General features: G+C 55.5%; 15 protein-coding genes. All 15 read right to left on the bottom strand.

The genetic code is table 11. The annotated features are described in order from the left end of the window. Nucleotides 1-19: 19 nt before the first annotated feature. The 15 genes from kdpA to RBB82_RS12560 all read right to left on the bottom strand — a co-directional run bounded on the left by kdpA (nt 20) and on the right by RBB82_RS12560 (nt 22325). Complete coding sequence (gene kdpA, locus RBB82_RS12630; RefSeq protein ID WP_433970874.1) at nt 20-1795, bottom strand: potassium-transporting ATPase subunit KdpA; 1776 nt, start codon at nt 1793-1795, stop codon at nt 20-22. Between the two features lie 15 nt (nt 1796-1810). Beyond that, nucleotides 1811-1900 (bottom strand): K(+)-transporting ATPase subunit F, encoded by a 90-nt coding sequence (kdpF, locus tag RBB82_RS12625; protein WP_433970873.1) that lies wholly within the window; start codon nt 1898-1900, stop codon nt 1811-1813. A gap of 405 nt (nt 1901-2305) precedes the next feature. Then, a complete protein-coding gene (locus RBB82_RS12620) occupies nt 2306-3544 on the bottom strand; it encodes an MFS transporter (RefSeq protein WP_433970871.1) in 1239 nt (412 codons plus the stop codon). 96 nt (nt 3545-3640) lie between these two features. Further along, entirely contained in the window at nt 3641-6607 is a 2967-nt protein-coding gene (locus tag RBB82_RS12615; RefSeq protein WP_433970869.1) for a M14 family zinc carboxypeptidase, read from the bottom strand. 135 nt (nt 6608-6742) lie between these two features. Beyond that, the gene (locus RBB82_RS12610) at nt 6743-7603 is read right to left on the bottom strand and encodes a DUF1003 domain-containing protein (RefSeq protein ID WP_433970868.1); all 861 of its coding nucleotides are present in this window, start codon (nt 7601-7603) and stop codon (nt 6743-6745) included. 246 nt (nt 7604-7849) lie between these two features. Further along, nucleotides 7850-9208 (bottom strand): sensor histidine kinase, encoded by a 1359-nt coding sequence (locus RBB82_RS12605; RefSeq protein WP_433970867.1) that lies wholly within the window; start codon nt 9206-9208, stop codon nt 7850-7852. Nucleotides 9209-9254: 46 nt separating this feature from the next. Next, entirely contained in the window at nt 9255-10658 is a 1404-nt protein-coding gene (locus RBB82_RS12600) for a sigma-54-dependent transcriptional regulator (RefSeq protein ID WP_433970866.1), read from the bottom strand. A gap of 18 nt (nt 10659-10676) precedes the next feature. After that, complete coding sequence (locus tag RBB82_RS12595) at nt 10677-12578, bottom strand: TolC family protein (protein WP_433970865.1); 1902 nt, start codon at nt 12576-12578, stop codon at nt 10677-10679. Nucleotides 12579-12586: 8 nt separating this feature from the next. Further along, nucleotides 12587-13294, bottom strand: coding sequence for an ABC transporter ATP-binding protein (locus RBB82_RS12590; RefSeq protein WP_433970863.1), 708 nt, complete (start codon nt 13292-13294; stop codon nt 12587-12589). Nucleotides 13295-13510: 216 nt separating this feature from the next. After that, entirely contained in the window at nt 13511-16054 is a 2544-nt protein-coding gene (locus RBB82_RS12585) for an ABC transporter permease (RefSeq protein ID WP_433970861.1), read from the bottom strand. 61 nt (nt 16055-16115) lie between these two features. Continuing rightward, the gene (locus RBB82_RS12580) at nt 16116-16511 is read right to left on the bottom strand and encodes a hypothetical protein (protein WP_433970860.1); all 396 of its coding nucleotides are present in this window, start codon (nt 16509-16511) and stop codon (nt 16116-16118) included. Beyond that, nucleotides 16508-17227 carry an ABC transporter ATP-binding protein gene (locus RBB82_RS12575; protein ID WP_433970858.1) on the bottom strand — a complete coding sequence of 240 codons (720 nt, stop codon included), beginning with the start codon at nt 17225-17227 and terminating at the stop codon, nt 16508-16510. Before RBB82_RS12575 ends, RBB82_RS12580 begins: the two co-directional genes overlap by 4 nt. A gap of 39 nt (nt 17228-17266) precedes the next feature. Then, complete coding sequence (locus RBB82_RS12570) at nt 17267-18526, bottom strand: efflux RND transporter periplasmic adaptor subunit (RefSeq protein WP_433975371.1); 1260 nt, start codon at nt 18524-18526, stop codon at nt 17267-17269. A gap of 130 nt (nt 18527-18656) precedes the next feature. Beyond that, nucleotides 18657-21419, bottom strand: a complete 2763-nt coding sequence (gene ligD, locus RBB82_RS12565) for a DNA ligase D (RefSeq protein ID WP_433970857.1) — start codon at nt 21417-21419, stop codon at nt 18657-18659. 6 nt (nt 21420-21425) lie between these two features. Further along, nucleotides 21426-22325 (bottom strand): Ku protein, encoded by a 900-nt coding sequence (locus tag RBB82_RS12560; protein ID WP_433970856.1) that lies wholly within the window; start codon nt 22323-22325, stop codon nt 21426-21428. Nucleotides 22326-22339 lie beyond the last annotated feature (14 nt).

Raw genomic sequence — 22339 nt, 5'->3', positions numbered from 1 at the left:
TTATCAGCTTTTCTTTTGATTAGAAACTTTTACCGGCATGCATCAATAAGTGCTCGAGGATGGGACCGAGCGAAAGCGCTGGGAAGAAGGTAAGTGCGCCGACAATAAGGATCACTCCGACTAACAGCACCGTGAATAGAGGCGTATGCACCGGAAAAGTCCCGGGCGATGGTGGTACAAGCTTTTTTCTAGCCAGGCTACCCGCAATTGCAAGCATAGGAACAATCATCAGAAACCGCCCAATTAGCATTGCTGCGGTCAACGAAAGGTTGTACCAGTGCGTGTTCGCATTCAATCCCATGAACGCGGACCCGTTGTTCCCTGTTGTCGAGGTGTACGCGTACAGAATCTCAGTAAGCCCATGCGGGCCGCCGTTTGCCAAGGAAGACAGGCCAAGATTCGGCATCATCAATGCCACGGCCGAGAATCCGAGGATCGACAGCGGAAAGATGAGCACATATAACATTGCCATCTTCACGTCATACGACTCGATCTTCTTGCCGAGATACTCCGGGGTCCGTCCAACCATGAGGCCTGCGATAAAGACCGCGAGTACGACGAAGATCAACATGCCGTAAAGCCCAGCGCCCACACCTCCGAAGATCACTTCACCCAACATGATGTTGACCAGTGGAACTAGGCCGCCAAGCGGCATGAAAGAATCATGCATTGAATTGACCGCGCCACAACTGGCATCGGTCGTAACCGTGGCAAAGAGCGCAGAGTTCGCGATACCAAATCGTACCTCTTTGCCCTCCATGTTGCCGCCGGCTTGCGTCTCCGAAACATGTTGGCTGACGCCATGCAGCAGCGGATTTGGCTGCGCCTCCGCGTAGTAGGCAACAAACACACCGACAAAGAAGAGCGTCGCCATCGCAGCAAAAACAGCCCAGCCATGTTTCGGCGCTCGCGTCATCCGACCAAGCGTAACCGTCAGCGCCGCCGGGATCAAAAAGATCGAGAACATCTCCATTAGATTTGAGAGTGGCGTTGGGTTTTCGAAGGGATGTGCGCTATTCGCATTGAAGAATCCTCCACCGTTCGTACCCAGCATCTTGATGGCCTCTTGCGAGGCCACTGGACCCTGCGCGATGCTTTGCGTCGTCACCGTCTGACTAACAGATTTTCCGTCGGCTCCCGTCGTACTTATGGTTTGCGGCTGAACCAACGTCGCCTGATCATACGGACGGAAGTTCTGCACGACGCCTTGAGAAACCAACAGCAATGCGTAAACGACACAGCCAGGCAGCAGCACCCACAGGGATGCACGCGTCATGTCGACCCAGAAGTTTCCCAGGGTCTTCGACTCACGCCGCGAGATTCCTCGTATAAGTGCTACCGCCAACGCCATTCCAACCGCAGCGGAGAAAAAATTATGGTATGCGAGGGTGAGCATCTGGGTCAGATAACTCATCGTCGTCTCAGGCGTATACGACTGCCAGTTAGTGTTTGTTGTAAAAGACGCCGCAGTGTTCAACGCAAGATCAGGAACAACAGCCGCCAGATGTTGCGGGTTCAGCGGCAGCAGATGTTGAAGCCGCTCAATTGCATAAGTAGCTAGCATCGTGACAAGGCTGAAGAGAAGCATCACGATCGCATACTCGGTCCACGCCATCTCACGAGTCTCGTCGATTCCCGTCAATCGGTAGATAAGCCGCTCAAGGGGACGGAAGATGCTATCCGTCCAGGTGCGCTCCCGCTCAAACACGCGCGCCATATACACACCCAGTGGCTTTGCGCAGATCAGCACCAGTGCAAAAAAGAAAAAAACTTGAAACCAACCGTTCGCCGTCATGATAACTACTTCCTCTTAAAACTTTTCCGGCCGCAGCAGTGCGTACACCAGATAAACCAGTAATAGAACGGTTACCAGACCAAGCAGCAGTGTCTCGATCATCATTTCTCCTTCGGTCCCAACCGATCGCAGCCCATCGTGTACGCGATCGCAAGCAAGAAAAATAAAGTGCTCGCAACCGCACATCCCAAATCCCACATAGTCTCGCCTCCGGCCCAGTAGGCGAATTCCGCTCCGTCTCTATCGAGCATTTACGGAAATCTAAAGTCGCGTACTATGGCGACTTCTTCCTGAACATGTCCTCACTTATTGAAGCAGCCGGTACATAAAAGATGTATAGAAAGGACATAAAGAAGTCGTAAGGGCCTCAAGACTCCAACCGACTAAGGCCGCGACTTATCGCCGCCACATAGTCGCACATTCATCTCTTCGTGGACTCTATGCAAAACTCCACTAATGGCTGCCGCAATTTGCTACGCAGCGAGCTGTTGCAGAGACATTAGAAAGGAGTTAGGCTCCGAACGTATGACCGCGACGTTCCCGGCCGACGGCGGCCATGACAGATGCCAGTATGAAGACGCTGGCGGCTGTTAGCGCCATCGCGCTGGCATAACTGGTCTTCTGCGCGTAAGCAGCTTCGATATATACAACAGTGCTTGCGAAGATTCCGGCAGTTTGATAAGCGAAGCCGGGGAGCAGGCCACGAACGGAGTCAGGGGATAGCTCAGCGAGGTGGGCTGGAATAACACCCCATGCACCTTGCACCATAAACTGCATGAGAAAGGCTCCCGTAATCAGCAACCCTTGATTGGGCGCATAAGCCCAAAGAGGAACGATAAGGATGCCCAGGATAAAGGCCGTAATGATGGTTCGCCTACGACCCAATCTGTCAGAAAAGTGGCCGAAGATTATGCCGCCGAGAATTGCTCCGATACCTGAAATGCCGGTGACGACTGCGCGATGCGCCGGGGTGAAGTGCCACCCCCGCTGCAGGAAGGTGGGGTACATGTCTTGGGTACCGTGCGAGGCAAACAGCATCATCGTCATGAAGGCGACGAGATACAGAAAGAGCTTCCAATAAGAGATAATCTCTCGACCCTGCTCGGCCCAGCTGGTGGTCCGAGTCTTTTGCCAAACCTTCGACTCTTCAACGCGGAATCGAATAAAAAGAACAAGTAGAATTGCAGGCAGGCTGCCGAGAAAAAAGAGGGGACGCCAACCGATGCGGCCATACAGAAAGAAATACGAAACAGCAGCGAGGACATTACCAGCCGCGTAGCCCTCCTGAAGGAGACCCGATAGCATACCTCGCTTGCCGACAGGCGCTCCTTCCATCGCAAGCGAGGTGCCAACGCCCCAGTTACCGCCCATCACAACACCAAACAGTGCACGTACGATGAGGAGGACGGTGTAGTTCGGAGCGAGACCGGTAAGAATCTCAGCGAATGCAAAAAACCCGATGTTAATCATCAACGGCAAACGACGTCCATAGCGATCTGCCATGAGGCCAAAGACAAATCCGCCAACAGGGCGGAAGAGTAGAGTCATGGTAATGACTAACGCGATCTGGGCGTCGGTCTTATGAAACTCCTTCGCCATAGCCGTAAGGCAGAAAGTGACGAGAAAGAAGTCGAAGGCGTCGAGGAGCCACCCAGAGAATCCAGCAATGACCGGTGCCCGATAGCTGGTCGCTTCGGCAGGTTGTAACGGAGCTGCTCCGCTGACCGGCGACGTCTGCTTTTTAGACATTCTCGCTCCTCGAAAAGTTGAGTCAAAGACTCGCCAAGACCTACTTAAGAACGGACTGTCGACTCAAACTGTCACTCTTCGTCGAATACCTCGCAGTTATCTCGCTTCTGCGGCGGTTTTATCTTCCGGTTGAGTTGGGTTTGACTGGCGAAGATGGTCAAAGCTAAGGATTGCGTTGAAGACAAGGTTGTAACTGCCGATTGTTTCACCCCGGTAGACGGGATTATTCGCGAAGAGAAGTACGTTTCCCGAGCCGAGATGCGCGTTAACGACGATGGCACGCTCCGCAATGGACGCAGGCTTGTCGAGCAGGCCGGAGAGCAGCAACGTCTTTTGATCAGAGAAGCGCAGGATCACCTCAGGGCGCAGTGGAACAGGAATGGCCTGAAGGTTGTTACGAAGTTGATCTTCGTTGAGTGGCTTAGGCTGCCACGGTTGTACCTTCGGCACGGCCTCTGCCTCCGCGAGCTGACGACCTTGCACGATGTCGCTCTCGTCGGGGCCACCACGCCCGGTGGGACGATGCTCGTAGGGGTCCATCAGCATGCGGCCGCCCTGACGACCGAGCGTATTGCTGACGTTGAAGACCATGCCGTTCGCGCTCATCACGGGTAGTGTGGGACCATATCCATTTGCAATCGGGCTCGTGGGAGTAACAAAGACGCTATTGAGGATGCTACCCACGACACGAGCATCATCGTGTGGCGCGATACTGACGCCAGGTGCAAGACCGGTCTCGATGGCGAACTGTGCCGTGTCTTCACACGTAATCAGCAAGCCCCCGCCTTCGACGAAGGATTTAAGATGCGCGAGACCCGTATAGCTCAGCCCCGGACGCATGTCAGCAGTCGAATCGATCAAACCTAAGTTTGGTGTAAGGTCAGTCTTTTGCCACGGCAGCGCATTACCCCACATAGGCATACCGTTGATAATCTCTTGCGATGAACTGTGCCCAACCGGGGCGAAGATGATGACGTCGTACTTACTCCGAAGATTGTCTTCCGATGCAACCGTCTGCGTACTGATGTACTTGTATGGAACACCCGCCTTATCGAACGCGAGGCGCCACCAGCCTTCAGTCTGCGTACCAAGCCAGGTGTGCATGAAGGCCACACGCGGCACAGGAGCAACATGCCTGGGGATATCGGGTGCGATGCTAAGACGGACGGCGTCGAGCGAAAACTTGTGGAGTGAGGCGATAAGGGAAGTTTCGTCGGCCTGGGTGATGAGCAGAGAACCCGCAGCGTAGTGTCGTCCATCGACGTCGAATGGTTTTTCTGTCGTTTCGATGTGCGCTTGCTTGAGTGTATAGATCAGAGGCAGGAGCGAGGTTTGGCCCGTGTTGGCAATGGCATAGATTGTGCCGGTACCGGTTACCTTTCCCGATGCGTCACTGAAATCCGCTGCAACAGCCATCGGCGATTTAAGAATCGTCGGATCGGCAATGCGCACAGCTTTGACATTGAAGAGCTGACTGAAGGACCAACCGGTATCGTCGTAGGGATGTTTCTGTGGGTCGTCCGGCGCCCAATATTGTTTGTCGAGCAGCGCATCTGCTACGCGGGAGTAAGGTTGGTCGAGACGAACAATGTAGCTACCCTCCGGGAAGGTCTGACGAGTGGGCTTATCGCCTCGCTTAACAGGTGGAATGACGCTGCTGGTGGCAGCGGACAGTTGTTGAATCTCAACATGCTGAAGTTTGAGGATATTAAGGAGCTGAAGTTGTCGATTAAGTTCTGCAGAGTCAGCTGGCAGGACGTAAGCGGCGGGACCATCGAGCGTTGGCTTTTGAATGGAACGCTTGCTCTTGAGGTAGTAATTCTCCAGAAAGTGATGGGTGTTATGGGAGAAGTAGGAGAGAGTGGACAGAAGAGCAGTCTGCTCGTAGTTGTTGTTGTCACGCTGCGACCACATAACAATCGGGAGCGGTGGGTTTTGGCGGTACCACGTACGGGAGTAGTCCTCGGGCTGCAGAATGCGTTTTTCGGTGTCCGCGCCCCCATTGCCGAAGGTCTCGTAGAGGCGACTGATGCCATTGTGCATACCAGCGAGAAACATGAGATATCCAGGGCTCCAGGTATCGAAGTCCCCGTGAGTGAAAACCCCGGGCATGCCAAAGCTCTGCATCTGGGCAACATTGTTCCAACCGAGTTCAGCCCACTCGTCGGCAAGTGTAGGGTCAATCCAGGCGTTATACGGGCCGTCGCCGACGGTGTTGTCGTAGAGGAACGGCACAGATTCGTGGAGGTCGTGGAGAACCTGCGCGTGCCAGCCAACATAGGTATTGAGCACGTTACTAGTAAGGTTTAGGGTCATTCCCATGGCGTCGCGATTGTTATCGTGTGCGACGTAATGACCCCAATAAGCAAGGCGCGGCCAATCCTGCCCCGGATGCTCTTTGTGCCATCTGTAAATATCGACCATACGGTCGCGGCCATCGACTTCGACCACCGGAGTGATCAGTACAATCATGTGCGAGCGAATGTATTTGATATAGGGGGCGTCGTCCACGGCGAGGCGGTATGCCAGCTCCATCAACGCAGTTGGAGCGCCGGTCTCGGTTGAGTGGATCGTACCGGTAATGTAATACACAGGGTAGGACTGGTCGATGAGCGGCTGAGCTTTGCTGTCATCGAGGCCGATCGTGCGCGGGTCGGCAAGCTTGGCGAGGCGGGCGTCGTTTTCCCTTTGAGTCTTCAGCAGCGATTCGTCGGCGATGGCAACTGCTATCATCTCGCGTCCCTCTTCGGAGTGCCCGATGGAGACAACCTTAACCCGAGGTGAAGCCGCTTGGAGTTGACGAAAATATTTGTAGACGTCCTCGGCGTACGGGAGCATGTCAGGCGCGCCGGCAACATCTCCCAGCACTTTAGAAGGCGCAGGAACTGTGGGCGAGGCAGGCAAGTAGTCGACCAGATGCGAGGAAAACTGGGGATCCGTCGTATATTTGCGGATGTGATCGGTGTATGCCTGATCGACGGGCTGATGACTGTCCGTGGCAAAGGTCTCGTTCAAACCGGTCTGGCTTGCGGCGGGTTTAATGGCGAAATACAGGATTGCCACAGAAATCAAGGCAGACCACAGGTGGATAACTCTCATAGCCTCTTTCAGTGCTTTTGGAACGATTCTATTGCGTATCTCCCAAAGGCTGGCAAAAAAAGCGAAAGGCCCCACCTTTTGGTAAAAATTCGCAGGCCACTACCGAACGTGGCTTGAATCTCCGTTCAGCTTTAGCTGCTCCCGCAAAAGATCGTCAACATCGCCAATCTTATCCGTAAGCATATTTAGTTTGCGAGATAACGTTTGAATCTCCGCCTCGGCTCGAAGGTTTACGTCGTAGTCCAACTCACCACGTACGCGGTCCTTTGTATCTTGACGATTCTGACTCATCATAATTACAGGTGCCTGAATCGCAGCGAGCATCGACAGAAATAAATTCAGCAGAATAAATGGATAGGGGTCCCATGCTCTTCCCTTCAGAACAATGTTCGTTCCTGAATACACCACAAGAACTACGCCAAACAGAATGATGAAAGTCCACGAACCGCCGAAGCGAGCGACTGAGTCAGCAATGCGATCACCGAAACTCATCTCTTTTTCGATCACGTCATTAGAGTTACGACTGGCCCGAAGTCGTACCAGTTGCTGCGAAGCATGAAACTGACGGCTCACGGAGGTCAACATATCCATTCCCGCCATCGGCTTCTGTCGCAATAGCGCTGCAATATCGTCCCGGCTTACTGCAACACACACTGTCTCTTCCATCGCAATGGCCGTCGTCTGGTGCGGTGTGTCCTCAAGCATTGAGGCAAACCCAAAAAACTCGCCATCCCGTGGCTCATCCACCAAGACCTCCTGATGATCCTGGTCAACCGTCGTCACACGCACCGCGCCCAACATCATCACGTAGGCATGTCCAGAGGGGTCACCGAGCTTGTAGATGCGCTGGCGCGGCGCAAATTTCTTGATCTCGACTTGCTCTGCCAGGACCGCTGTCTCTTCATCATCCAGCAGCGCAAACAGTGGAATTTGTCTTAGCTCTTCTGCCTTACAAGCCATCGTTCACCTCGCCTTAGTCTTCACTATTTTGCACGGTAGACGGTGCATTTGGCACATTTCCTTTTGCTGTAAATGTTAATAGGGGAAAAACTTCTGCAAAGAAGTATGGTGAACAATCGTTGGTGGCTGCAAGATAGATCTACCTTTGGGTGATCTGACGCAAGGCGTTCAAACCTACGGTCCGCGCCTAAGTGGCGGAGTTAGAGTTATTAGAGGATCCAGAGTCTCTGCGAGGCCGCTGCAAAATTATCCAGCAAGTGGCAATCGCAAATCAGCTCTACATCCGGTCTGGCCGTCCATTCGATTGGACAGTTGCACTGAGCCCCGATGTGCCTGCGCAATCTGCTGTGCCAGCACCAGGCCAATCCCTGTCCCACCGGGCTTGGTCGTGTAGAACGGCACGAACAAGTTGCTCGCATTCGTTAACCCGGGACCATTATCTCGAACTGCAATAACCACTTCGGCACCGATGGTCTCCCACTCGATCTCCACTCGGGGCGAAGCCTGATCGATCACATCCGGACTAAGTGCAGCATCAGCCGCATTGCGTATCAAATTAATCAAAGCCTGCTCGATGTGATCCGCATCCACCTGTAGCACCACGTCCGGCGTCTCGGCAAAGGTGACCGCAACTCGTCTCTCCAACAACGCAACCCTCTGTACGAGAGCATTCAGAGACACCGGTGCCAGTCTCGGCGCGGGTAGACCCATCAGCTGCCGGTAGGCTTGTAGAAAACGATTGAGCGATTCAGAGCGATTTTCAATCACCTCGAGGCCGCGCTCAAAATCAACGCTGTCACCGGGCGCTCCGTTCAGTGCAGCAAGTCGCCCTCGAAGACTCCCTGCGATGGATTTGATAGGCGTCAAGGAGTTGTTGATCTCATGTCCCAGCACTCGAATCAACCTCTCCCATGCGAGTCGCTCCTCCTCACGCAATGCTGCACTCACATCCGAAAGCACCAGCAGCGTGTGAGGGATGCCACGCAGGCGAAAGCTAGTTTTTTTGACCACGCACCGAATCGCCTGCTGTCCGCTGCCTAGAGAAATCACCTCGTCATCCGCGACATCAAGCAACCGTTCCAACTTTAGTTGTGCTGCTGAATGGCCAAGCGCCATCTGGACGCGCAATCCAAACGTCCGCTCAGCCGCTGCGTTCAGGAGTTTCAATCTCCCCCCGGGGTCGAACGCCAGCACCGGCGACTGCATCGACCGCATAACGCGCTCGACAAGCGCCATTGCTTCCAGAGCGCTGGCGCGCTGTCCCTGCAATGTTCCAGCAAGGCGATTAATCTCCAGCGCCAGGTCTCCCATCGCATCATTTCTTCGCCCTCCTCGAGCGCGAAAGGAGAAGTCGTCTTCACGCAACGCCGCAACGACATTTGCAAGCGTCTGGAGAGGGCGAATAATCTGCTCCATCAGCACAGAGATCGCAAAGATCCACGCCATAGCCACGCCAAGCAAGGTAATCGTCTGCAACGTAGCTTCGACTGAATGCTGTCGCAGCACAAGCCAGCACAAGACGATCATGGGGAGGCCAAGCAGATACAACCAGACGCGTAGCCCTCGCTCGAAGCTCAACCGTCGTGCGGATCTTCCCAGAGGCACACGCCTTCGCGGCGGGCTGCCACTTGGCTCAGTTCCAATTGAATCTTCAGAGGCCATATTTTTCGATGCGGCGGTAAAGAGCGCCCCGGCTCAGTCCCAGCGCATCGGCAGCGTGACTCACATTGCCGCCCGCTCGGGCCAGCGCCTTCCGAATCAGAATCGCCTCCACTGCCTCCAGACTCATCTCATCCATGCTCTGCGCCGTCCCGCGCTGCGTATTCAATCCCAAGTCCGCCGATTCAATCCTTTGTCCTCGCGCCATCAGAACCGCACGTTCAATCGTATGGTCAAGCTCACGCACATTGCCAGGCCATCCATACTGCAACATCATTTGAAGCGCTCCTGGCTCGAGACCCTCAATCTGCCTGCGATAGCGCGCCGCATACCGCGCCAGAAAATGGCCCGCTAATGCCGGGATATCCTCTCGTCGTTCGCGAAGTGGAGGTATTGATATCTCAACTGTATTCAACCGGAACAAAAGATCTTCGCGAAATCGCCCAGCGGCTGCCTCCGCTCGCAGATCCGCGTTAGTTGCGGAAAGCATTCGCACATCAACCTTCTGCGTCTTCGAAGAACCTACGCGTTCCAACTCACCCGTCTCCAGCACGCGCAATAGCTTCGCCTGTTGACGCACTGGAATATTTGCAATCTCATCCAGAAACAGCGTGCCGCCACTTGCCAGCTCGAAGCGTCCGATGCGATCCGTACGCGCATCGGTAAAAGCACCCTTTACATGCCCAAACAACTCGCTCTCGAAGGTCCCCTCTGGCAACGCACCCGTATTCACGGCCACGAGCGTCCGCTCAGCCCGCGACGATAAGCGATGAAGCGTCTGGGCCACAACCTCCTTACCAGTCCCATGCTCACCGGTAATCAAAACGTTCGCATCCGACGGCCCAACCCTCGCCATCGTCTCCAACACCGGGCGCATCGATGCTGCCGAAGCAATAAAGTCCGGCGCGCCCGAAGCCCGCAAAATTCGATTCTCTGCCTCCAGCCATTGCATCTTCTTTTGGCTGCGATGCAACTCCATCTGCGTCCGCAGGATACTGAGAAGCCGTGCATTCTCCCATGGCTTCTGGATGAAATCTCCTGCGCCTCGCCGCATCGCTTCTACAGCAAGATCTATATTGCCCCAGGCAGTCATCACAACGACTGGCAGCTGCGCGTCTATCTCTTTCACCCGGGCCACCAGATCCAACCCCTCCTGACCCGAGGTTGTGTCGCGAGTGTAATTCAGGTCGATCAGCACCCCATCGAAGCTCTCATGTGCCAGTGCGTCGAGCACCAGCGCCGGCGTTCGCACCATCTCAAGCTGATAACCCTCCGGTTTCAACAACAGACGCAGCGCCTCTAAGATATGCGGCTGGTCATCCGCAATCAGAAGCCTGCATGACGGCTCTGCCTGTTCCGTAGCTAATGCGTCTTTACCGATCCGCTCCGCCAACATGGTGAACCTGCTCCCGCGCTATTGACCACTCGGCGCTATTCCCGTCTTCGCTGATTCTATCGAAATATCGTTTGCATCCAGGGTGGAACCGACCGAACGATCCAACTCAATCTTAGCCTTCTGGTATGCCGTCATCGCTGCAACAAGGGTGGACTCCGCCTCCGCCAGATCACGTCGCGCCGTCAAAGTCTGGAAGTTTGACCCCGCACCAAGCTCTTGTTCTTTTGCGGTAATATCGAATGTCTTCTGCGCCAGATCACGTCCCTTGCGCGCAGAGATCACCCTCGCCTCGCTTTGCTCCAATGCATATTGAGCGTTCCGTACCTCAATGCGAATCTGTTTTTTCAACTGCTGCATTCGTAACTCCGACTGCCTCGTCTCCAACTCTGCACGGTATTGGTCCGACTTCGCTACCCGGTTTCGTATCGGAACATTGACCGCTATCCCCACATAGTAGTCAGGAGCACTATTGTTAAATGCTGTGCGGAGAGATCCAGCAAAATCCGTTGGAGACGTCGATATCGTCCCCGATTCAGGATTCTGCAAACCCGCCAGCCCCGAGCCACCGTAGTATGCAGTCAACGCAACTGAAGGCAGAAGAGCATTGCGAGCTGCATCACGGCTCAAACGCCGGTTTTCAAGATCGATATCGGACTCACCCAGTTCCAAACGATCCCTGAGTGCTCGCACCGCCATATCCTCTGTCGGCCCTTGAGCTGTGGTGTCCGGCATGGTGCTCCTATCCGTCGGCCGCACCGGCATCGCTTCCAAAATCGGGTCGTCAAGGTTCTTCGTCAGGGCGTTTTTGATCAACAGCTCTTGAAACTGCAACGTAGTCTTCGCAATCGTCAGGTCTTGCTCCCGGCTGGCCTCTTCTGCCTCTTCTTTCATCACGTCCATCGCTGGAATCGCCTGCAATGCAAGCTGCTTCCGCCCGCTATCTAGAGTCTGACGTGCAAAATCCAGCGACCGGCTCTTCACGCCCTCGTCTTCATAAGCAGCGACCAGGTCCCAATACATATTTGCGATCTGCGTCACCGTCGTCACCAACTGCAACTTGAATGCTTCATCCGAGATCCGCTGATTGTTCTTCGCAATCCTCAAAAATCTCAAGTTTGGCCCGAGGCCGAAACCTGCAAGCAACTGCTGCTGAAGCGCAATGTGATAGTACGTATTGAGCGTCGGAACGAGAAAGCTCTCCGGGCTGTTGGTCGTTCCTCGATTGTTGTCGAAGACTGCCGAAATTGAAGTACCTGTTGGAAACGCCTGCGTATAGCCTATGTTTCCCGTCGTCGTATTCTGCTGCAACTGCGGAACTCCATAGACGATCGTGTTCGACAGCGGCTCCGCATAGTGCTCAATGTTGAACGTCCCCGATATCGCAGGGTCGTAAGAGGAAACGTTCGTTCCAGCACCAAGCGTCGACGAAACGAGGCCCGACGCACCTGAACCCGCACCGCCCGCACCGCCCGACGTACCTCCGGCACCAGCCCCACTCGAACCCGAACCGAACCCACCCACACCGCCGCCTGGCGTATTCTGCACCACGCCTGTGTTCACACCGCGAAACGATCCACCAGCCTGCGTACGCAGAACGTCGGCCGCCGCAATTGGGATGTTGTACCGCGCGATCGCAATATCGAGATTGTTTTCAAGCGCCAGCGCGATCGCATCCTTCAAACTGAGCTCAAGAACTCCATCCTTAATCAGAGAATCAATCCGCGATGAGTTAGCGAGATTCGGCTGTGGCACCAGCGTCGCTCGATAGGTATTCAACGGATTGTCTGAATGCGGTATGTCAAGGCGCAATGCCGGTTGTGCCGGCGCTGACGGCGTCTGCACCACTGTCGCTTGTTGTACTTGTGCCAACATGGGCACTTCCATCAACACCACCAGGCCGAAACTACGAAGCAGGGACATACTTCCTCTCACGCCCGCACCCCCGTGCCCTCAGCCGCTACCAGACCCGCTGTATCCCGATACATCCAGCCATCCCGCAACTCAATCGTCCGTGTGCCATACTCCGCGTTTGCCTCAGAGTGCGTCACCTGCACTATGGTTGTGCCCTCCTCGTTCAGCTTTCGAAACAGCTGCATGATCTCCTTCGCCTGTTCGGAGTGCAGATTCCCCGTCGGTTCATCAGCCAGCAAAAGATCCGGCCTGTGAATAACCGCCCGGGCGATGCCCACTAATTGTTGCTGCCCACCTGAGAGCTGGTTGGGGAACAAATCCTTTTTGCCAACGATATTGAAGCGGTCCAGCGTATCTGCAACCAGAGCCTGACGCTCCAACTTTGGAATGTCTTTGTACGACAATGGCAGGTCGATGTTCTCTGCAACCGTTAGATCGTCCAGCAGATGATAGCTCTGAAAGACCATGCCGATCCGCCGTCGCGCCAGTTCCGCTCGCTGCTTGCGATTCATCGCGTGGACCGCTTCACCAGCAAAATGAAACTCACCCTTCCATTGGTCATCCAGCATCGCAAGAACATTCAACAGCGAAGACTTGCCTGCACCCGACGGACCCATTACGGTTACAAATTCACCTTCGCGGATTGTGAGATTAATACGCCGCAACACCCACGTCTCCGTATGCCCCGTCCTATAGCTTCGCTCCAACTGCTTTAATTCAATCATTTCTAACTCCGCCCTTCTAAGCTTTCAGCCGTTGAAATTGCCCACTGCTACTGCGAACGCGATGACTACATGGGATCGAGAGTTACAGTTCGTCTTAAGCTGAGACCATACTACCCAGGCGACCTGCTTAGCTGTCGCAGAGCGAAGCGAACATCCTGCATCAAACGATTCATCGCTCCTCGCTCGTTCGTTCCTGGCAGTTCAAGCAGCCTGCCATTACTCGGTCCGCAACGCCTGCACCGGATCGGTGGAAGCCGCGCGACGCGCCGGTATCAGTCCTGCCACACAAGCGGAAACGATAAGCACCGTCGCCGCTCCGACTAGTACCGCAGGGTCCTGTACAGCCGTTCCATAGAGCTGCGTCTTTAGAAAGCGCACGCACAACATCGCGATCGGAACACCAATCGCAAGCCCAAGGCCAGCTTGTAGCATTGCCTCGCGAAGCACCATGCTCACCACGCTGCCGCGCCCGGCACCAAGCGCCATCCGTATGCCGATCTCCGAGGTTCGCCTCGCAACCGTATATGCCGTCACGCCGTACAAGCCGACTGAGGCCAACACCAGCGCCAGCACACCAAACATCAACGTCAGTCGAGCAATCAACTTCTCCTGGCTGAACTGACCATCAATCTGATCGCTGAACGTACTGAAATTGACCACAGTCAGATTCGGATTGATGCTCGCAAGCGTCTGCCGCACCTGTGACTCAAGACCCGCCGAAGGCCCCTTCGTCTGCAGCGTAATCGACCCCGCATAGAGTGATCGAACATCAGCCCCGTCCGAGAGCGGCGCATGCTGCAAAAGGGGACGAAAGAACATCGGCCGCACATCGGCGCGCGGGCTCACATACTTAACATCCGACACGACGCCAACGATCTCGATCTCACCCGAACTCTTCACACCTTCCAAACCGAAGTGTGTTCCGATCGGATCGCCTCCCGTCGGGAAGAACTTCTTGACAAACGTCTGGTTCACCACCGCCACCAACGTCGAGGTCCCCGTATCCTGCCGGCCAATACCTCGTCCCCGCAGCACCTTCTGCCCAATCGTGTCGAAGAAGTCTGGACTCACCCGAGCCCATGATGCGCCAATGCGATCATTCGGTCCCGGATCTGGCCTGCCTTGCACAAACACGCCCTCACCCCAGTTATCACCATCCAACGGCGAATACGACGCCAGGCCCACTCTTTCCACTCCCGGCAGCGCACTGAAGCTCTGCTCGATCTGGTCGTAGATAGACTGCAATTGATCAGGCTTATATCCTGCGTTATCCGGACTAATGTGAACCACGACCCGGTTCTCCGTCTGAAGACCGAAGCTCTGATGCTCAAGCTTGTTCAAACTCCGGGTTAGCAGACCCGCGCCCACCAACAACACCAGCGATAAGGCCGCTTGCACCACCACCAACGACCGTTGCAGCAGCGAAGACCCATCCCGAGTCGACCGGTTCGATCCGCGCAATGCCTCCGCAGGTTGCGAGTGTGACGTAATCCACGCCGGCGCTATGCCAAACAGCAGTCCCGTCGCCATCGACAGAGCAAACGCAAAACCAAGCACCGTCAGCGAGGGGCTCGCATGTATCGGAAGATTGGGTGAATCCGGGAACGCCAGTGACAGCAGCAGCCTCGTCCCGCCATACGCCACGACAAGCCCCGCGAACCCGCCCAGGCAGGCGAGTACGACGCTCTCGGTAAGCATCTGCCGGATAATCCTCTTCCTCTGTGCCCCCAGTGCCATCCGTAGCGACGTCTCCGCGCGACGTGCCATTCCACGTACCAGCACCAGATTCGCGATGTTCGCACACGCGATCAACAGCACCAGGGCAGATATCCCCATAAGCAGATTAAGTCCGCTCCGATACTGCTCCTGAAGGTTAGCGATCCCCATGCCACCCGGCGTCAGTACCAGGTGCGTCTTCGCCAGCGCCTTCTTCCCATCTACTGTCTGATATTCCGCCAGCTTCGTCAGCCACTGCCGCAAGCCAGCGCTCATCTTCTCCTGCAAAGGAGCCAGCCCCACGCCAGGCTTCACACGTCCCAACAAATAGATCCAGTTAATCTCGGGTCGGCGCAAAAACGCCCCCGAATCGAGCAGCGGCTCCATCACCATTGGGATAAAAAAATCTGGCGGCGAATCACTCATCCTGTCGCCGTAAAACAACGGCGGTGTAATCCCGATGATCGTAATCGGATGCGTATTCAAAACGAACGTGCTTCCCACCACAGAAGGGTCTGTCGCATAGTCGCGGCGCCATGTCTGATACGACATCACCGCTACCATCGGCGCGCCCTCGACATCATCGGAGGGCAACATCATGCGGCCGGCAAACGGCTGCAGTTCAAAAGTCTGAAAGTAGTTCCCCGAAACAAACTCGCCTTGCGACGGCTTTGCCAACGCACCGCCTATACTTCGGCGTGCTGTAATCGACCCGGGTGCGCTACCCGCCTGCATCGCAGCAAGGTTCTCAAACTCCGGCGTAGTATCCCGCAGATGTTTATAGAAGTCATAAGAAAATACCGAGTAATCATCATTTTCAGGCGGCCCGCCAAGCACGCAGCAATCGCCTTTGTCACCCACCCGCACCAGGGTCGTCGGATCGCTCACCGGAAGATTTTGCAGAAGCACCGCATGCACCAGCGTAAAGATTGCTGCATTCGCACCGATCCCCAGAGCCAGCGTCACAATCGCCGTCAGAGCGAATCCCGGCGCCTTTCGCAACTGCCGCAGCGCATACTGCACGTCTTGAATAAATTTGTTCAACGATCTCCTCACTGTGCGACGCGCTCACACACTCACTCAGTAATTGCGGCTGCGCTTCTGATTAGCTCTTGCTGCACCCTTTAGTGGCCGCCGTCCGCGGCGCGATATTCAGCCTCGCAAAGCCAACCTCGACACGCATCCCCGCAGACTCCACCTGCTGACCCAAACCCTGCCTTGCCGAACACCATCTCCGACGACCGTCACCAATCGTCTTCAGAGTCGAAACCAGCACCGCTCGTGCCACCTTCAACTCCGTCATAGCCACACTACGCAACGCCGGCTTCTTGCACGCCGAGGCATGTACCGGACGAACACCTCCAACTACGCTAAGAGCCGCCACGTTGAGAGCGATACCCAGCAGAACGAGCGGAACTACAGTCGCTGCAGTTCCTGACAATCCAATCGCCCGGCACATCTGCCGCAACTCCGCTCTCAGGTCCTCTAATAAGGTCGTCATGCTTCTACCTCCGCTAACAGTTGATTGAGTTCGCCCTCCGCCACAACCTTGCCATCGAACAGGTGCACCTGGCGCTCCGCATGTGCAGCAAACCGCGGATCGTGCGTCACCATGCAGATCGTCGCGCCCTCCGCATGCAGCTCCTGAAGCAGCTTCATCACGGCTTCGCCATTCTTCGAATCAAGGTTTCCCGTTGGTTCGTCCGCCAGCAGGATCGATGGCGAACCCGCCAGTGCTCGTGCCACCGCAACCCTCTGTTGTTGACCACCCGAGAGCTGCGCCGGATAGTGACGCATACGATGCGCCATATTCACCCGCTCAAGCGACTCCTGCACGCGCTTCTTCCGCTCCATAGCCGGCATTCCCGCCCGATACGTCAGCGGCAACTCGACATTCTCAGCAACCGTAAGGTCGCCAATCAGATTGAAACTCTGGAAGATGAACCCAATCTCCTGATTACGAATCCTCGAACGATCCGCAAAGTTCAGGTTCGCCACCTCTTTGCCATTGAGCGTATAGCGCCCGGCCGTCGGCGTATCGAGCAGCCCAATAATCGACAGCAGCGTCGACTTCCCGCATCCTGAAGGCCCCGACATCGCCACATACTCACCGCGGTTGATATTCAAATGCACGCCCGACAACGCATGCGTCTCAATCTCATCCGTGTAAAAGATCTTCTTCAGGTCCTCGATTTGAATCATCGTCTCTGCGGCCATCGTTGCTCTCCTTTATCGTCGTTTCCGCCAGGCGTGTGCCTAATTCAAGCGGATCTTATCTGTGTTGTCCCAGCGGCTCATGTCGGACAGGATGACGGTGTCGCCCTCCTGCAGTCCCTCAAGCACCTGAATACTGTTCACCGATGCGCGGCCAACCTTCACCGGAACCCGCACCGCTGTCTTTCCTTCCGTGCCCAGCTTGAACAGGCTGATCGTACTGTTCTCGTTTCCAAACGCCGGCCGTCCTACATACAACACGTCGGACATCCGGTCCAGGTCGATCGTTCCATCCACACTCAGGTCGGGGCGCGCGCCCTGCGGCAAAGCCCCAGCAAGCTCTACGTCTACCGTCACAGTTCCGTTCAATACCGCAGGATCAATTCTCATAACCTTGCCGTTGATCACGCCGTTATGCGTATCGATCTCAGCCGGCTGACCGATCTGAATATCCCGCGCCTGCGTCTCGGCAATCTTCAACGTCGCCTTCAACTGGTCGAGCTGCACCACCTTAGCCAGAGTCGTACCGGGAGCCACATGCTCGCCCACCTGGTGCGGCAGCTCCGACAGAACACCACTGATACCCGCCTTCACACTCAACGCATCCAACTGCTTTTGCTTCAATCCCAGCAACGCCTTTGCCTGATCGACCTTGGTCTGCTGCACCGCAAGCTGCGTTTCAATCGCCTTTTCGTTTAATGTCACCCGCTGCTTCTCGAGGTCGTTGCGCGTCCTTAGTTCGTCAGCTTTGCCCTTCGAGGCGCTATAAGTCAGCCCGCTGATCACACCCAGGTCGTACAACGATTTATCCGTCTGAGCCTGCAATTGTGCCTGACTGTGATCTGCCCCTACCGTTGCCGCGGCAGCCTTCTGATCCATCAGATCGCTCTGAACCTTCGCACGCGTGTTGATATAGTCCGCCTCAGCGCCCTTCAACTGCAGTTGAGCATCCAGCAACTCCTGCTGCAGCTGAGGATCCACGAGATCCATCAACACCGTGCTCGGCTCAACCTTGGCGCCCGGCAGCACACGAATCCGTACCACCGTAGCCTCGGTCTCCGACGGAATCAACCGAATCTTGTCCTCTCGCGGCACCAGCGACCCTGGTCCACGCACCTGCCTCAACAGTGGCCCCCGTTTCACCCCATCAGTCCATACGGTCGCGCGGTCTACCTCAGGTGCCGCAGGCTTCAACCGCGTCACGAAAAACGCAATCACCGCAAGAGCAATCACCGCGCATCCGCCAGCGATCCACTGCTGACGCATCTTCTTTTTTTTGATATCCGGTCTGGAGATGTCCATTGCGCCATAGAAAGTTGCAAGCGCGTGGCCAATCTCGGTCATTCATTTTCATATACTTAGAGGTGTCATCCAGCCCAAACCGTCCGCAAACGAAACAAACTGTCCACTACCGAACACTTCGAATCAGAGGCTATTTGCCGGCCGAGATCTTGAATAGATCCAGCAACTTCGAGGAGATATGCTGCTGCGTTTTAAAGAAATTCTTCCACGGATCACGACTCAGCCTCCCCCTCCACTCGGAAAAGTCAGCGACACGGACAACAGGACGCTCCTGCAACTTCAGATCGTTCCAGCTCAATGGCAGCGAGACAGCTGCACCAGCCCTGGCCCGCGGAGAAAACGCCGCAACCGCAGTCGCACCACGTTCATTCCGCAAATAATCGAGAAAGATCTTGTCTTTCCGCGCAGCCTTACTCATCTTCGTCAGATACAAATCAGGCTGGACCTTCTCCATCTGCAGCACGAACGCATGGGCGAACTGCTTGATCACCGCCCAATCATGCTCCGATTCAAACGGCACCACCACATGCAGTCCCTTACCGCCCGTACTCTTCAAAAAGCTCTCCAGCCCAAGCTTCTTAAGCTCCTTACGAACTTCACCGGCACTCGCTGCGAGCGTGGCCCAGGGCACCGTAGGGTCAGGATCAAGATCAATAATGATGCGGTCAGGATGTTCCAAATCATCATTGCGAGACCCCCACGGATGCACCTCCAGCACACCCATCTGTGCCAGCCCCGCCAACGCCTCCCCGCTCGACAACGTAATGTACGGCTCAATCTTCCCAGTCTTCTTATCCGGCACATCGACCGCAGTGACACCCGGCGGCATCAAGTGGTTCACATGCTTCTGATAAAAGCACTGCTTCTCGCTACCCTCAGGGCAACGAACAAGCGACAGAGGACGCCCTGCAACATGCGGCAGCATATAGGGCGCAATCGTCCAGTAGTAGTCAGCGAGTTGCTGCTTGGTTAGCTCCGTCTCCGCATCAAGAATCTTCTCCGCATGCGTCAGTCGCACCGGAGCAGCCTTCGCGGTAATCACCTTCACAGCCTTAGTTGGTGCGCCCTTTGCCCGAGCAGCTTCTACAGGAGCAGCCTTCGCTGCAATACCACCAGCGGGAGTGGAGTATGAAGCGTGCTTCGTACTATGAGATCGCGGCACCACAGTCGGCTCTTCCTTTCGAACCTCATTCGCCGACTTGTCCTCCCGCAACCCCTTGAACGACGCCTGCCGTACAAGATTATCCGCCGTCCATGTCGCAAAATTAACCTGCGCCACCAGTTGCGGCTTCACCCAGATAGCCCCTTTTCGAGCGTCGGCCGGCATCTTCTCAAACAGCATCGCCGTCTGACGCAACTTGTCCAACTGCTCACGAAGCACACGATGAGTCTTCTGCGTAAAACCCGTCCCGGTACGCCCCGCATAGATCAACTTCTTCGCGTCATAGTACCCAAGCAACAGCGCTCCGACTCCATGAGTCCCATTGGAAGGCAGCGTGAACCCGCCGATAACAAACTCCTGCTCGTGAACGCACTTCAGCTTCAACCAATCGCCACCCCGCCCGCTCGAATACTTGCTGGCCGCACGTTTTGAGATGATCCCTTCAACATGAAGCTCGCAAGCCTTCGCAAAGAAGACCTCGCCGTTCGTCTCGATATGCTCGCTGAGACGCAAAAATTCGCCACCGCCTTCAAGCAGTGTGGCCAGCAGAGCTTTTCGTTTAACCAGCGGCAGCCCCCGCAGGTTGTGCCCATTCAGGTGAAGCAGATCAAAGACAAAGTAGCTCAGTGGCTTCTTCACACCCTCTTGAAACGCAGCCTGCAAATCGGCAAAGCTGGTGTTTCCATTTTCGGCAAGCACGACCACCTCGCCGTCCAGAATCGCTCTCTCCGCCTGCAACCCGCCTACGAGCGCAGCAATCGTCTTCATCCGATGCGTCCAGTCCAGCCCTGTCCGTGTCAACAGTTGAACTTGATCGCCGTCCTTGCGAGCCTGAATCCGATAGCCGTCAAGCTTCAACTCATGCAACCAGCCTGCTCCACCCGGTGCTTTCGTCGCCTGCAACGCAAGCTCCGGCGTTACAAACTGCGGCAACTTCTCTTTGGTCGCCCCAGACGGTACGGAAAGCTTGATCGTACGCACAGGTTTACGCGAAGCCCCACCGTTAGGTGTCGATCCTTTCGCATCGTTGCGGTACCACGCATTGCCCTTCGCCGTCTCCTTCGAGTTCCAGACATGATCTTCGTTCTTGGCAATCTCTTCGAGGCTTCGCCCCGTCACGACGCTATTTGGGGACTCATCCGTAATCGCCGGATCGTCCTTGGTCTTTTCAAAGTCGTCATGCTCTTTAATCAGCAACCAATTCGGCTTACTCTCATTCGCAGCCTTCCCACCCATGCGAATCAACGCCCACTTCCCCTTCATCTTCGTGCCATGCATGATGAACTTCAACGAACCCGTACGCAGGCCCGCATCCACATCGGTATGACCAGCCTGCGGCTCCCAGGTCCCCTGGTCCCACACCATCACGGTGCCGCCTCCATACTGACCCTTTGGAATAATCCCCTCAAAACCGCCATAGTCGATCGGATGATCTTCCACCTGCACAGCGAGCCGTTTATCGCCAACAAAGTAGCTAGGCCCCTTAGCAACTGCCCAACTTTTCAGCACACCGTTCCAACCAAGTCGAAAGTCATAGTGCAGGCGCGTCGCTGCATGCTTCTGAATCACAAACGGAAGCGGCTGGTCGTTAAAAAACTTCTTCTTCGCTGACCCGCTAGGCTCACCAGTAACCTCAAAATCCCGCATCGAGCGGTAGAGCCCAAGCTGCTCATCGACCGCGTCCGCAGCAGACGCCGGTAACTTCGACTTTGCTGTCTTCTTAGTAGCCATAGCGTTCTATGCTGACTTCTTTTGCTTACTCGTCTTCGTGCCCGCTGGCTTTACCAGCGTAATGCCCTTCTTCGCCGCTGCAGCAGACTTCGTCTCAGCTTTTTTCTTTACCGCCGGCGCTTCATCACCACGCACGCTCTTCCGCAACGCATCCATCAGGTTCACCACCTTGGCTGACTTCGGGGCGGGCTCATCCCGTGGAATCGGCTTGTTCGAAATCTTAGCCTTCACCAGCTCACGCAGCGCAGCCTCATACTCATCCTTGAACTTCTCCGGCGCAAACTTCGCAGCCTTGCGTTTGATCAACTCCTTGGCCAAAGAAAGTTGATCCTCATCCACTGCAACCTTCTTAATATCTCCAAAGTATTCCGCCGGATCCCGCAGCTCCTCGGCATAGCGCATCGTGTAGGCCATCATGCCCGCAAGCTTGTCATCACCAGGCGCAGAGATCGCCACCAGATGTTCACGGCCACCAAATGCGATCTTGCCCAGAGCGACTTTCTTCGTCGTCTGCAATGCCTTCCGAACCACTGCGAAAGCCTCAGCCTGCACATCATCTTCCGGCACAACAAAATAGGGCTTCTCAAAGAACTCAGGGTCCAGCTCATCCTCATCCACGAACTGCGCCACCGCAAGCGTATGTCGCGATGGAATGCGCAGATGTTCAATCTCATCCGGCTCAACCATCACATACTCCCCCTTGCGATACTCGTACCCCTTCACGATGTCCGCACTCTCGATTGGCTCTTCATCGCCCGAGACCTTCTGGTGCTTGATTCTCTCTCCGCTCTTGCGGCTGAGCTGGTGGAAGCGAATCTCGCTCTTCGCCTCGGTCGCAGGAAATAATTTGACCGCAAATGACACAAGAGAGATTTGGATCTGGCCTGACCAATATGGACGTGGCATATGGTTTCTCCAAA

Source organism: Tunturiibacter lichenicola, from assembly GCF_051013355.1.
GTDB classification, from domain to species: domain Bacteria; phylum Acidobacteriota; class Terriglobia; order Terriglobales; family Acidobacteriaceae; genus Edaphobacter; species Edaphobacter lichenicola_F.
This window is presented reverse-complemented; position numbering and strand designations above follow the sequence as displayed.